This window comes from Parahalioglobus pacificus, from assembly GCF_014652275.1.
Classification (GTDB): Bacteria; Pseudomonadota; Gammaproteobacteria; order Pseudomonadales; family Halieaceae; genus Parahalioglobus; species Parahalioglobus pacificus.
The window spans coordinates 503774-516333 of record NZ_BMYM01000001.1 but is presented as its reverse complement, the minus strand read 5'-3'; the positions used below and the strand labels follow the sequence as shown (position 1 = coordinate 516333).

The following is a 12560-nucleotide window of genomic DNA, read 5'->3' as shown; positions in this document are numbered from 1 at the left end:
ACAAAACCACAAGGATTTCGTTCCACTTGGATAACCCCGACTTATTCGTTGAGGCGCTGCCGGAGCATATCGGCCAGCGCGTACCTCGCCGCGGCAACGCTCTCACTCGCGGCATCGCTCGCCTGTGCCTGACACTCAGCGGCTGGCGCGTCATCGGCCGCGTAACCGATGCCCCGAAGTTCATCATCATCGGCGCACCGCATACTTCTAATTGGGATTTCATCATTGTGATGATGGCCGCCATCCGTCTGAATGTGCGCGTTTCCTGGATGGGCAAGCACACACTGTTCCGCGGCTTATTGGGCAAGGTGCTTCTGTGGTTAGGCGGTGTGCCCGTGAACCGCTCCTCTGCCGGCGGCGTTGTCGGCGAAAACGTCGCCGCGTTTAATAACAGCGAACAACTGGTGTTGTGTATTACGCCCGAGGGGACACGCGGTGAAGCCGGCGAATGGAAATCCGGCTTCCATCGCATTGCCGTAGAGGCGAACATCCCAATCTTACTCGCCGCATTCGACTACCGAAACCGTGTGGTATGGCTGGGACCCACACTACAGCCAAGCGAAGACTTTGAGGCTGACATGGTGGCTATCACGGCCAACTACGCTGGCATTGAGGGTCGTACAGAAAGGACGTAGCCCTCGCTCGGCCACGGACGTCCTAGCGCCATACCAGTTCCCACTAGCGCCAGCTGTTAAAATCAAATACAACACCAAAAAGCCCGGTGATTAACCGGGCTTCGTCACTCTTTGTGCCAGAGTAGATCTGCTACCTGACTGTGCAACAGCTACTCGAGCAACTCTGGTTGCTCGGCAACGATCACGTCGTAGATGGGCTGAAAGCTGAACCAGCCCGCCAGCGTATTCCCTACGGTTTCACGTGTTTTAGTCGCATGCTCGGGATCGATATGCACGGGCTTACCCACCGCCTCAGCCATCAGCTGCGCCTGGCAGGAGCGCTCCATGGTAATAAACCACCAAGCGGCCTCATCAACACTCTGCCCCACCGTCAGCAGACCGTGATTTTGGAGGATAGCTGCTTTGCTGTTCCCAAGGGCAGCAGCAATACGCTCACCCTCGCTGTTATCCAGTACAACACCCCTGAAATCATCGAACAAAACATGGTCTTCATAAAATGCGCAGGCATCCTGGGTAATGGGATCCAGCAACCGTCCCAGGGTGGACCAGGTCTTGCCGTACACAGAGTGAGAATGCGCGGCAGCGGTCACCTCCGGGTGCGCCATGTGAATACGCGAGTGGATCGTAAATGCGGCGCCATTCAGCAAACCCTCACCCTCAACCACCTCACCGTGATGATTCACCAGCAGCAGATCCGAGACACGCATCTGCTTGAAGGATCTTCCCATGGGATTGACCCAGAAGTGGTCGTGATGCTCCGGGTCGCGCACGGTGATATGACCGGCGACACCCTCATCGAACCCGAACTTACCAAAGACACGCAGCGCAGCGGCAAGCCGCTCCTTACGATGCTGCCGTTCGGTACTTACATCAGCAGCTTCGGCCGGCATCATGCTGTCCGCTGCGTCCTGGTTCATCACAATACTGTTTGCTGCGTTATCCATGACACTACCTCTTTCGTTGTCTGGTCGATTCCGTGGTTAATGGCTTATAGGCCAAGGGCGCCAGGACTCTCTGGCTACTCCTGTACCTAGTTACCTGGCACTACTCGCCGGCACTGCGCATCAGCGCGGGCATATCCGGAATAGCTTCTCCACGACCCTCTAGCTGCGCAACATAGTGCTTCAGCACGGGGCCCATCTGCGGGGATACATTCTCTGGTTTGAGCGGTTCGTTACACTCACTACAGGTTAGCACCGGCTGGGTGCGTTTGCCGCAACTCTGGTGGACATACTCAATAGGCGCACCCTCTCCACCGTCCATCCACTCATCGCCCCATTGAGCCAGCGTCATCAACACCGGGTACAGAGCCAGGCCCTTGCGCGTCAGCCTGTATTCATAGCGCACCGGCCTGTCGTGGTAGGGAACCTTGGTCAGCACCCCCTGCTCCACCAGCTTCCCCAGCCGCTCTGAGAGGCGGTGACGGGTTATGCCGAGGTTGTGCTGAAACTTATCGAATCGACGGGTTCCCATGAATGCATCTCGCAGTATCAGCAGCGTCCAACGCTCGCCCACTACGGACAGGGCTCGGGCCACCGAGCAGACCTGCTGGTCGATTTCATCCCACTTCACTGCGCCACTCCCCCAGACTAAAAGCATCGAGTATAGGCGGCAGTGTTCTATCTTGGAACCCGCGCCTGTGCTGTAATGCCGCCTGCATTTATATTCAAACGTTTGAGGACATTGGAATGACCACAGGTGTTGGCGGTTATAGCGTGAATCAAGCTCTGGCGGAACTCACGGACATGGCCATTGGCGTTAGTCCAATCCCTGCCAGCGAGTATCAAGCGCGAATCGCTAAAGCCGTCGACCTCATGACACTGGAAGGCTTGGATGCCATCTACCTCAACGCAGGTACCAACCTCTACTACTTTACCGGCACTCGCTGGCATCCCAGCGAACGCATGGTGGGCGCGCTGTTAACAAGCGATGGCGCGCTGCATTACATCTGCCCTGCCTTCGAGGAAGGTACCCTGTGCGACTACATGATGCTCGAGGGCACCATCCACTGCTGGGAAGAACATGAGTCACCCTATCAGCTGTTTTCCGGCCTATTAGATGGGCTTTCGATAACTGGCGGGACCGTCGGGCTGGACGAGTCGACTCCCTTCTTTTTGGTGAGCGGATTGCAGGGCGCAGCACCCACACAACGCTTCACGGATGCGGTTGCGGTTACTGCCGGCTGCCGCATGCAAAAATCAGCCGCTGAACTTGCCCTGCTGCAACGGGCTAAAGACATGACCCTGGAGGTTCACAAGGCCGCAGCCCGTATTTTGCGCCCCGGCATCGATCCCCGCGAAGTGACCGAGTTTATTGATCGCGCGCACCGTGCAGTTGGCGCGGGCGCAGGCTCCTACTTCTGTATCGTTCTGTTTGGGGAGGACACCGCCTTCCCCCACGGGGTCGCCAATCCCAAGGCCCTTGACGAGGGCGACATGGTGCTGATCGACACGGGCTGTCAGCTACAGGGGTACAACTCAGACATCACCCGCAGCTACGTCTTTGGCGAACCGACCGATCGCCAGCGAGAGGTGTGGGACGCCGAGAAGGCGGCGCAACTGGCTGCCTTTGACGCCGCCAAGCCCGGCGCGCCCTGCGGCGGTGTAGACGACGCGGCGCGGCGTGTGCTTGCAAGCCGCGGGTTCAGCGCTGACTATGCACTGCCAGGTCTTCCCCATCGCACAGGGCATGGTATCGGATTGGATATCCACGAGTGGCCCTATTTGGTTCGCAACAACCAGCAGCCACTGGCGCCCGGCATGTGCTTCAGCAATGAACCCATGATCTGTGTGCCCGGCGAGTTCGGTATTCGCCATGAAGACCACTTCTATATGACAGAAGAGGGACCACGCTGGTTTACCCAGCCATCGCACAGTATTGATGACCCCTTCGGTTACGAGACCCAGTAAAGCCAAACCAAGCGTCGCGGCGTCTTCTCTGTGTAGCAGCACATTGAGGGCAGATTTTTGAGAGGCGTAACGCAAAGATTTGTTCTGGCGATGACCCTCTGCGGGGTGGCTGTTAAAGCGCCAGCACATGAACTGAGTCAGGCTCGAACGCTGCAAGAGGCTCGCGGCACTGTGGGCCGACAGGTGCAAAGCAGCAACATCGGCTCCGGCTATGCGCAAATGCAAAACTTCTTTGTTGATCCCAGCATTAGCGCCTCGCGTCTGGATGCCGATGACGGTGTGAAATACGACGTTTTCAAACTGTCGCTGCAGACGGAGTTCGACATGGCAGGCGGTTGGGAGCTGGTTGTTCGGGGCACCCTCAGCCATGCCACGGCCGAGGATGAATTCGACATTCTTGAGGGCGTAGAAACTGTCGATGGCAGCTGGAAGCTTACAGTGGCCAGATTGGGGTTGGAGCCCTGGTTCCCATCAACGAGTAATGGCGTTGGTTTCTTAGCGGTCAAGTGGGCATCAGCCGACTTGAGAGCGAAGCTGATTACAACGGCCCATTGGGCGAGGTATTTATTGCGGCCATCGTGGACGGCACTCTGTTCAATTGGGACACCAATGCGAGCATCGCAGGCATTACGAGCGGACTGGACTGGAAAACACCCGTTGGCGAGGCATCGGAGTTGGAGGTGTGGGGCCGCTACACCCACAGCTATCTGTCGAGTTACTCGGAGTCCAGTGACTTCCCCTCCTTCTCCGAAGACACCGGCACTGTATCCGTCAGCGCAGACTTCACCCATCCCTGGCATACCGCGCTGGGCAATACGCCGCTGTTTGGTACCGCGCACTTGGGTGTAACCGCCTTCACAGGGCAGAGCCGGGACGCATTGGGATTTACCCACTTCTACCTTGCCGGCTACTCCGTTGATTTCGACGTAAGCGAATCAAATCGCTTTTTCAATTCGTTCAGCGTAGGCGCCCACGTGAACTTCGGTAATGAGGTAGACGGATACTCACTGCGCTTTGCCTGGGATCTGAAATAATCCTGACCGCAGCCTTCCGGGCATTCTACTCAAGCACGTAACTCTGCGACCACTTCCGGCAACGCCTGGCAATACTTCTCTACGGCTTCAAGCAAACCTGCGCTGACACGCGACCAGCCAGTATAGTCCTGGTAAATGCCGCGGATCAGCACACCACGTTGGGCCATGGCCGCCCGCATAGCGTTTGCATTCAACTCTCCCAGATCGATAAAGACGAAGCTGGTTTGTGACGGTGCAACCTTAAAGCCGTGCTGTTGAGCTGCATCGATAATCATCTCTCTACCCTGCAAGATTTTCTCCCGCGAGAAACGCATGAAGACCTCGTCATCAAAGCTCGCTACAGCAGCAGCCACGCCGGCTTTGTTTAAGGTGTAATTGCCGATGCCGTAGCTGCGAATCAACTGCCCAGTGTCGGGCTGAGACAACAGATAGCCCACACGCAGTCCAGCCAAGCCATAAATCTTGGAGAAGGTTCTGGCAACGACCACGTCGTGCCCTTGCGCAATCAAGGGAATCATCGAGTTGCCATCAGGATCATCTGTAATCTCGTTATACGCCTCATCAACCAACACCGTGCACTTTTTGGATGCACGGATACAGAAGTCCCGCAGGGCCTCGTGATCCAGCAACATGCCCGTCGGGTTGTTGGGGTTACAGATCTGAACCAGGGAAACTTCCGGGGTGATAGCGGCGTAAAGCGCTTCCAGATCGACACCCAAATCTTCTGTTTTTGCAACGCGAACTAGCTCTCCGCCCTGACGCAGCGCGAGTCGCGTGGTCGTATCCCAAAAGAGATCAGGGCCTAGAATCTTCCCCTCGGCCGCTTTTGCCCGCGCAAGATCCGACAGTGAACCACTGGACCCCGCAGAGAAAGTGAGGTTTTCCGGAGCCAGCGAAAAGCGCTCAAGGATCATGGCCGACAACCGCTCAAGACCAGGACCCACGTAATAAGCGCCCTGCGCAGCTGCATGCTGAATAGCCTCCAGCGCAGCCGAGCTTGGCCCATAGGGGTTTTCATTGGCGTCCAGCTTGGCGATACCGGCCGCGGGTCCATACAGGTTTGCCGCCGCCCCGGCCGCGGGCAGAAGGCCAGAAAGTCCGGCCATGGCAGATGCACCTAAAAACGCGCGTCGATTAAGCATTGTGTCTTCCCTCTTTGTGCCTAGCCTTGAGCAGCCAGGAATTTGCTAAACATGGAGAACGCCACCAGCAGCAGATAGGCGCCAAATGCGCGCCGCAGATGTACTTCGCTGAGGCTGTGCGCCCAGCGTGCGCCCACTGGCGCGGTGATGACCGACATGGCCGCGATGGCGGCAAATGCGGGCACATTGATGTATCCCACTGAGCCGGACGGCAATCCCGGTTGTGCCCACCCCAGAACCAAAAATCCCAATGCACCCGGTAATGCGATCAGGCAACCTACGCCTGCGGCCGTTGCTACAGCCTGATGCACTGATCGTCCGCAGACGACCATGGTGACGACAAAGGGTGTTCCGCCGCCAATGCCTAACAATGCAGAGAACCCTGCCAAACCCGAGGCGAGTGCGGCACGCCCAGCACCCTGAGGAAAGCTGTAGTGACGCTCTCGTCGCAGCATGAAGTCGGGGCGCAGAAAGTAAATGGCATAGCAGAGTACGCCCAGGGCAAAGACCAAGAGCAGAGTCTTTGCGCCCGCCGCGGCGGCCAACGCAACACCGCCCAGGGCGCCAACCACCAGCCAGGGAGCCCAGTCACGGAGCACCTTAAAGTCAACGGCGCCGCGGTGACTGTGAGCGTGCAAGGCACGCAGCGAGGTCACGACGATGGTAGCCAGAGAAGTTCCAATCGCCAGGTGTACATCCTGCGCACTGCTTTGACCGAAGGCGCCGATCACAAGCAACAGTGCGGGCACAACGACAAAACCGCCGCCCACGCCGAACAAGCCAGCAGACAGGCCGGCGATCGCACCCGCGCCCAGCAGGGACATCAATAGCAGTGCACTCTCCATGTTGACACGCCATGGCAATTGGGCAGGAGCCCGGACTAGCCGTAGTCCCGCGCAGCAGTGACAGTACACAGGACGCCTGCGTGGGTAACATTCAAGATATGTGCCATCGCAATCGGGGATAGCGAGCAGCAAATCGGGTCGGCTTAAGGGATCGATGCACCGAGTTGGTGCGGAGAGAAATGGGCACGGCCGGAAGTGGTGCACGGCACAATCCAAGACGCTGCGCCCGGTCCCGGAATTAAAGGGCATAAACGCTCTGCGCAAGCGAGGAGCGCTGGCAGGCACAAATCAAAAAGCAAAAAAAAGGGCGACCAAAGGCCGCCCTCTTAAGAACCGCTCCGGGCTTAGCCGAACTGGTTCATGGTGTTGTCGTCACCGGCAGCCTTCAATGCTGCATCGCCGGCGAAGTACTCTTTGTGGTCGTCGCCCATATCAGAGCCTGCCATGTTCTGGTGCTTAACGCAGGCGATACCCTGACGGATTTCCTTGCGCTGTACGCCAGACACGTAGCCCAGCATGCCTTGCTTACCGAAGTACTCTTTGGCCAGGTTGTCAGTTGACAGAGCCGCAGTGTGGTAAGTGGGCAGTGTGATCAGGTGGTGGAAGATACCCGCTTCACGAGCAGCGTCGGCCTGGAAGGTGCGGATCTTCTCATCTGCTTCGGCAGCCAGATCTGAAGCGTCGTAATCTTCGCTCATCAGGTTGGCGCGATCGTAGCCGGACACATCTTTACCCGCTTCAGTCCAGGCATCAAATACCTGCTGACGGAAGTTCAGCGTCCAGTTGAATGAGGGGCTGTTGTTGTAGACCAGCTTGGCATTGGGCACAACTTCACGAATGCGATTCACCATGCTACCGATCTGGCCAACGTGAGGCTTCTCAGTTTCGATCCACAACAGGTCAGCACCGTTTTGCAGCGAGGTGATGCAATCCAGGATCACGCGATCTTCACCCGTGCCCTTGCGGAACTGGAACAGGTTGGAAGGCAGACGCTTGGGACGCAGCAGCTTGCCGTCGCGGTTAATCACAACGTCGCCGTTCTTCATGTTCGCCGCATCAACTTCTTCACAGTCCAGGAAGCTGTTGTACTGGTCACCCAGGTCGCCCGGCTCATTCGTGACGGCAATCTGCTTGGTGAGGCCAGCGCCCAGGGAATCGGTACGGGCAACAATAACGCCATTGTCGATACCCAGTTCCAGGAACGCGTAGCGAACCGCGCGAATCTTGGCGAGGAAGTCTTCATGAGGAACGGTCACTTTACCGTCCTGGTGACCACACTGCTTCTCGTCAGAAACCTGATTCTCCAGCTGAATGGCGCAGGCGCCGGCTTCGATCATTTTCTTGGCCAGCAGGTAGGTCGCCTCTGCGTTACCAAAACCGGCATCAATGTCGGCAATGATAGGCACTACGTGTGTCTGGAAGTTATCGATCTGGTTCTGCAGATCCTTCGCCTTGACTTCATCGCCTGAAGCGCGCGCATCGTCCAGTGCACGGAACAGACCACCGAGCTCACGGGCATCTGCTTGGCGCAGGAAGGTGTACAGCTCTTCGATCAGGCCAGGTACAGAGGTTTTCTCGTGCATTGACTGGTCGGGCAGCGGGCCGAACTCACTGCGCAGGGCAGCGATCATCCAGCCAGACAGGTACAGGTAGCGCTTGTTGGTGTCACCGAAGTGCTTCTTGATGGCGATCAGCTTCTGCTGACCAATGAAACCGTGCCAGCAGCCCAGAGACTGAGTGTACTGTGCGGTGTCGGCGTCGTACTCAGCCATGTCCTTGCGCATGATGTCAGCGGTGTACTGGGCAATCTCCAGACCGGTTTTGAAACGGTTCTGCAGACGCATGCGGGCCGCGTACTCGGGGCTGATGTCATTCCAGGGCGCACCCTGCGCATCACGCAGGCTGGCCAGTTCGGCGATGTTGTCTTGGTAGGACATGGCGATACCTCAATTAAGGCTGTGTGGTTGTGTCGAGACGCTACTGAGCGTCGATTGGCGGCTATCCTAGTGAACGACCCTTTATAAATGAAATTAATAGTTCAGATTTTTGGTATTCATCAGAATTATCACGGGTCTGACTATTTTTTGATCAACCCAATGAGTGTAGACCAAAAAAAACCGCGCCATTGCGCGGTTTTCTTTGGCCTGGTAGCCAAACAGAGGCCTAGATCTCCCAGCGATAGCGCCGGCAATAAACGGCTCCCCACAACAGGATCACCGTGGTAACTAGGCCCAGCACCAGGCTCAGGTAATTCACACCTGCCCAGTTAGGCCCGGCCACATAAAAGGCTACCGAGCTGGTCTCCGTGGCATGGGGCACATGGTTCGCGATGGCGCTGCGCAGCATTTCGGTGCCCAGGAAAAACTCCTCCAGCAGAATCAGACCGATCGGCAGAGCCACTGCAAAGAACGCGGGCGAGCGCTTGGCACCGGCTGAGGCCAACATGAGCCAGGCATAGAAAGGCGCGATCAGTAAAGCGCTGAGTACCCACCCGGAGAGCTGGTCGAACAGCAACCGGCTGAACTCGATGTTGCCCAGGATCAGGCGACCGGGATCCAGCTCCATGCGCCAAACCAGCAACATTGACAGCAGCACATAGGCCAACTGCATCACCATACTCAGTGCAATAAAGATCACCGGTGCCACAAGCAGTGCAACCAGCAGCTTCGACGACACCTCTTCCCACTCAGAGACCGGCATGGATCGCCAGAACAGGAAACTGCGGTCCTTGCGGTCTTCAAACAGTGTGCCCAGCAGATAGTTGATACTCACCATGATCAGCACAAACACCATGATGTAGTGCAGCACGCTGAGCATAGGATTCAGCGTATCCACCTGGTCATCGATAGCATCCTCAACCTGGGCCTTGTCCCGTGTTCTTGGATTGAATGTCCACTCCCGGGAGAAGTTCCAATCTTCCTCACTGACGCTGCCGTTACTCTCTATCGTGTAGCTGTACTCATCGCCGTTAGCGCTGTCTTCATCGATCTGAATAGAGATATTCATGCCGCTGGCAGAATCTTCCAGCAGCAACACCTGCATAATGGCGTCGCCCATCGCGCTGATACGACCGGCCAATAACACGCTCACTACCATTACCAGGGTGAGTAGGACAGCCGTTACAATCGGCGTAATTACCAGGCTGGTTTTGTACTCCTGCAGCTCCCGCTGCACCATGGCGAAAAACCGGGACGGTGCACTCTCACCCATGACGCTGCCCTCCTCCCACTTTGGCCACAAACAGGTCTGATACCGATGGCGTTGTCAGCTCGCCCAGCGGGGCCAGAAGCTCGCGCCCCACGCCCTCATAGATAATGGCTTTACCGCCGAGAATGCTGCGCTTGCCCACGTGAGGAATTTCCTCGGCACGCTTCACGTTCTCGCCCACCGCACGCAGCTCGATAAAATCGTCTTCCAGACTGAGCATGGGCTGCTGCAGGATCAAGCGACCCTCGTCCATGAAAATCACCTCGGTGAGAATGTTCTGCACCTCTTCCACCTGATGAGTGGAAATAATGATAGTGCGTTCACCGTCAAAGTAATCGTTCAGCAACTGCTCGAAAAAGCGCTTGCGGAAGAGGATATCCAGACCCAGTGTTGGCTCATCCAGAATGAGGAGTCGCGCATCGATAGCCATCACCAGGGCCAGGTGCAACTGCACGGTCATTCCCTTGGATAGATCGCTGATCTTGCGCTTCAGACCCACATCGGTGGTTGCCAGGAAGTCTTCCGCCTGCTGCCGATTAAAGCGCGGATGCACCCCGGTCACGTAGTCAAGCGCCTGCTCCACTCGCATCCAGCGTGGCATGACGGCGGTATCTGCCATGAAACAGACCTCCTGCATCAGTCTCGCCCGCTCGGTGCGCGGATCGCGTCCCATCACGGTCACTGTGCCTTCGCAGTCCGTCAGGCCCAACAGAGCCCGCAGCAGCGTTGTTTTACCGGCCCCGTTGGGGCCAATTAAGCCAATCACACTGCCGCTGTTGATCGTGAGATCCACGTTGTCGACTGCATTAAGTTGTCCAAAGCTGCGACTCAGGCCGCGCGCTTCGATTATTCGTTCCATTACTCCTCACCCCTGGTTTCGAGCAGTAAATCCACTACCTCTGAAAGCTCCATACCCAGCACATGTGCTCGCTGGACAAAAGCCGGTAATTCTTCTTCTACAAAGCGTTGCTTTTCGTTACTTGTGAGTGAGCCGCGAGCGCCCGAAGTGACAAACATACCCAGACCACGGCGCTTCTCCAGTAAACCAGTGTCCACCAGTTCCTGGTATGCCTTGCCCACCGTGAGATGGTTAATCTGATAATCGGCAGCAACCTGTCGGACAGATGGCACCGCTTCACCCTCTGCAAAGGTACCGTCCATGATGCGCTGCACAACCAGATCACGTAGTTGCCGGTAGATTGGCTGGTTGTCTTCCCACTCTATCGCCATAGCGATCTCCCGCGTCAGCCAGCCTTAATCGGCGGACTCTACGCTACCCGATCCCATAACGGACTGGTCAACAGACGGACGACCAGAGTAGCGCACATCGCCGCTACCCATAATGCTCACATCGAGAATCTCGGACTCGCCCACACGCGCGACGCCGGAGCCTACAATATTCACCTCTACCTTTTCCGCATCCATTGCCCGGAAGTCGATGTCGCCTGAACCCACAATGTTGATCTGCAGTCGTTCAGTGTACCCCTTGCCCTGCACGCTCATGTCACCCGAGCCATTGAGTGAGGCGTCAGTATCCTTGGCTTCCATTTCCTGAAGGTGTAAGTCGCCGGAGCCCGACAGCACCAGCGCCACTCCCGTGGCATTAAGTTCAGCCACTTTGATGTCCCCGGAGCCGCTCAGCTGCAGAGTGACATCATCTGACGCGTCAATCGAAAATAGCTTTATGTCGCCAGAGCCTTCGACGGCACCGTAAAAAGACTTGGTCTTGAAGGGTCGAACGTAGACATCGCCGGAGCCATTCAATTCGACATGCTCAATATTGGGAGTGCTCAGCTTATACTTCACGCGGGAGAAATTTTCCCGGTGCTTTTCGCGGCTCTGGCCTAGCACCAGTGTGCCGTCGCTGACGTAGAAGGGCCTTTTCTCGAGCTTGCCTTCCTGCCCCTTGACCATGAGAAGGTTATCGTCGCCCTGCATGATCTGCACTTGTACGCTGCCCTTCACCAGGATGCGGTCGAACTCCAGGCCCTCAACCTTGAGGGTCTCTGCGCCGGCGGGCAGTGACAGTGTCACGGCCAGCAACGTGGATATAATTCCCGCAGCCAGCGAGCGCTGGGTAATAGCCTTCATATCAGGCCTCCGCGGCGGCATCTGGCAGCCTGCGAAGCACCTCAGCTACCGCCACTGCGGGTATGAAAGACAGCAGACCCAGGGCACCGCCGCCCATAGCGCTGACGCCAGCGCAGATTAGAAACAGTCCGGCGTAGACCAGAACCTGGTCATCACCCTGAATGCGCTGTGATTTACGTGGCCGAATAGTCATCGGAATTGCCTCGTTGATATGGTGTTATACGGAACTATAACACCCGATTTCTGATGTACAACCGAGGAAAGTGGCCTCTGCGGTGAGTTGAGCGATATAAGCGATCGCCCGCGCTATTCAGGCATTTCTGCCAGCCGATCCCGCATATTTGCGGCGATCGTAGCCGCAATTCGGCGAGCCTTTTCGGTGTTTTCGCCGCTGAAATGCTGGTCCAGTGTGGCATTGAACAGAGCCAGCCACTGCGCGAAGTCGGCGCCCGTCAGGCGTTGTTTGCCGTGCAGATGGCGGTGAATGTTCATGGTATGACGCTGGTACGCTCGCTCGCCCAACAGAAGCTTGGACCAGTAATCCTTGATGTGAGGGAGGTGTACCTGCAGGTCGATAGCTGCGACATCCAGGAACAGTGGCGCCAGGCGGGTATCGTTCAGTACGTGGCCATAAAATGCGTCTACGAACTGCTCTACCCTCGCCCGACTATCCAGATCGGGGCGATGCTGCATCACC

13 protein-coding genes and 1 pseudogene are annotated in these 12560 nt (G+C 57.0%); 3 read left to right on the top strand and 11 right to left on the bottom strand.

The window, feature by feature from the left end:
• The first annotated feature begins 26 nt into the window (after positions 1–26).
• Positions 27–635 carry a lysophospholipid acyltransferase family protein gene (locus IE089_RS02445; RefSeq protein ID WP_189474834.1) on the top strand — a complete coding sequence of 203 codons (609 nt, stop codon included), beginning with the start codon at positions 27–29 and terminating at the stop codon, positions 633–635.
• A 149-nt stretch (positions 636–784) separates the two neighbouring features.
• Here the strand turns inward: IE089_RS02445 and IE089_RS02440 are convergent, their stop codons facing one another.
• The gene (locus IE089_RS02440; protein ID WP_189474832.1) at positions 785–1579 is read right to left on the bottom strand and encodes a class II aldolase/adducin family protein; all 795 of its coding nucleotides are present in this window, start codon (positions 1577–1579) and stop codon (positions 785–787) included.
• A gap of 100 nt (positions 1580–1679) precedes the next feature.
• Entirely contained in the window at positions 1680–2207 is a 528-nt protein-coding gene (locus IE089_RS02435; RefSeq protein WP_189474830.1) for a winged helix-turn-helix transcriptional regulator, read from the bottom strand.
• 116 nt (positions 2208–2323) lie between these two features.
• Between IE089_RS02435 and IE089_RS02430 the strand changes: the two genes are divergently transcribed.
• Both IE089_RS02430 and IE089_RS02425 read left to right on the top strand, forming a co-directional pair.
• Positions 2324–3544 (top strand): M24 family metallopeptidase, encoded by a 1221-nt coding sequence (locus tag IE089_RS02430; RefSeq protein ID WP_189474828.1) that lies wholly within the window; start codon positions 2324–2326, stop codon positions 3542–3544.
• Between the two features lie 497 nt (positions 3545–4041).
• Positions 4042–4578, top strand: a pseudogene (locus tag IE089_RS02425) (Solitary outer membrane autotransporter beta-barrel domain); the annotation flags it as partial.
• 29 nt (positions 4579–4607) lie between these two features.
• Here the strand turns inward: IE089_RS02425 and IE089_RS02420 are convergent.
• From IE089_RS02420 to IE089_RS02380, 9 genes are all read right to left on the bottom strand, one after another.
• Entirely contained in the window at positions 4608–5720 is a 1113-nt protein-coding gene (locus IE089_RS02420; RefSeq protein ID WP_189474824.1) for a pyridoxal phosphate-dependent aminotransferase, read from the bottom strand.
• 20 nt (positions 5721–5740) lie between these two features.
• Complete coding sequence (locus tag IE089_RS02415; RefSeq protein ID WP_189474823.1) at positions 5741–6565, bottom strand: sulfite exporter TauE/SafE family protein; 825 nt, start codon at positions 6563–6565, stop codon at positions 5741–5743.
• A gap of 344 nt (positions 6566–6909) precedes the next feature.
• Positions 6910–8502 (bottom strand): isocitrate lyase, encoded by a 1593-nt coding sequence (locus tag IE089_RS02410; RefSeq protein ID WP_189474822.1) that lies wholly within the window; start codon positions 8500–8502, stop codon positions 6910–6912.
• Positions 8503–8728: 226 nt separating this feature from the next.
• A complete protein-coding gene (locus IE089_RS02405) occupies positions 8729–9775 on the bottom strand; it encodes a hypothetical protein (protein ID WP_189474821.1) in 1047 nt (348 codons plus the stop codon).
• A complete protein-coding gene (locus IE089_RS02400; protein ID WP_189474820.1) occupies positions 9768–10631 on the bottom strand; it encodes an ABC transporter ATP-binding protein in 864 nt (287 codons plus the stop codon). Before IE089_RS02400 ends, IE089_RS02405 begins: the two co-directional genes overlap by 8 nt.
• Complete coding sequence (locus tag IE089_RS02395) at positions 10631–11002, bottom strand: GntR family transcriptional regulator (protein WP_189474819.1); 372 nt, start codon at positions 11000–11002, stop codon at positions 10631–10633. Before IE089_RS02395 ends, IE089_RS02400 begins: the two co-directional genes overlap by 1 nt.
• Before the next feature lie 24 nt (positions 11003–11026).
• Positions 11027–11863: a head GIN domain-containing protein gene (locus IE089_RS02390; protein WP_189474818.1), complete on the bottom strand. Its 837-nt coding sequence runs from the start codon at positions 11861–11863 to the stop codon at positions 11027–11029.
• Between the two features lies 1 nt (position 11864).
• Positions 11865–12056, bottom strand: coding sequence for a hypothetical protein (locus IE089_RS02385; RefSeq protein WP_189474817.1), 192 nt, complete (start codon positions 12054–12056; stop codon positions 11865–11867).
• Positions 12057–12169: 113 nt separating this feature from the next.
• Complete coding sequence (locus IE089_RS02380) at positions 12170–12556, bottom strand: group III truncated hemoglobin (RefSeq protein ID WP_189474815.1); 387 nt, start codon at positions 12554–12556, stop codon at positions 12170–12172.
• Between the last annotated feature and the right edge of the window lie 4 nt (positions 12557–12560).

Bases quoted from the DNA above. Each gene is read 5' to 3' on its own strand.
- IE089_RS02440 (WP_189474832.1), bottom strand. From the start codon at position 1,579: ATGGATAACGCAGCAAACAGTATTGTGATGAACCAGGACGCAGCGGAC.
- IE089_RS02430 (WP_189474828.1), top strand. From the start codon at position 2,324: ATGACCACAGGTGTTGGCGGTTATAGCGTGAATCAAGCTCTGGCGGAA.
- IE089_RS02420 (WP_189474824.1), bottom strand. From the start codon at position 5,720: ATGCTTAATCGACGCGCGTTTTTAGGTGCATCTGCCATGGCCGGACTT.
- IE089_RS02415 (WP_189474823.1), bottom strand. From the start codon at position 6,565: ATGGAGAGTGCACTGCTATTGATGTCCCTGCTGGGCGCGGGTGCGATC.
- IE089_RS02410 (WP_189474822.1), bottom strand. From the start codon at position 8,502: ATGTCCTACCAAGACAACATCGCCGAACTGGCCAGCCTGCGTGATGCG.
- IE089_RS02405 (WP_189474821.1), bottom strand. From the start codon at position 9,775: ATGGGTGAGAGTGCACCGTCCCGGTTTTTCGCCATGGTGCAGCGGGAG.
- IE089_RS02400 (WP_189474820.1), bottom strand. From the start codon at position 10,631: ATGGAACGAATAATCGAAGCGCGCGGCCTGAGTCGCAGCTTTGGACAA.
- IE089_RS02395 (WP_189474819.1), bottom strand. From the start codon at position 11,002: ATGGCGATAGAGTGGGAAGACAACCAGCCAATCTACCGGCAACTACGT.
- IE089_RS02390 (WP_189474818.1), bottom strand. From the start codon at position 11,863: ATGAAGGCTATTACCCAGCGCTCGCTGGCTGCGGGAATTATATCCACG.
- IE089_RS02385 (WP_189474817.1), bottom strand. From the start codon at position 12,056: ATGACTATTCGGCCACGTAAATCACAGCGCATTCAGGGTGATGACCAG.
- IE089_RS02380 (WP_189474815.1), bottom strand. From the start codon at position 12,556: ATGCAGCATCGCCCCGATCTGGATAGTCGGGCGAGGGTAGAGCAGTTC.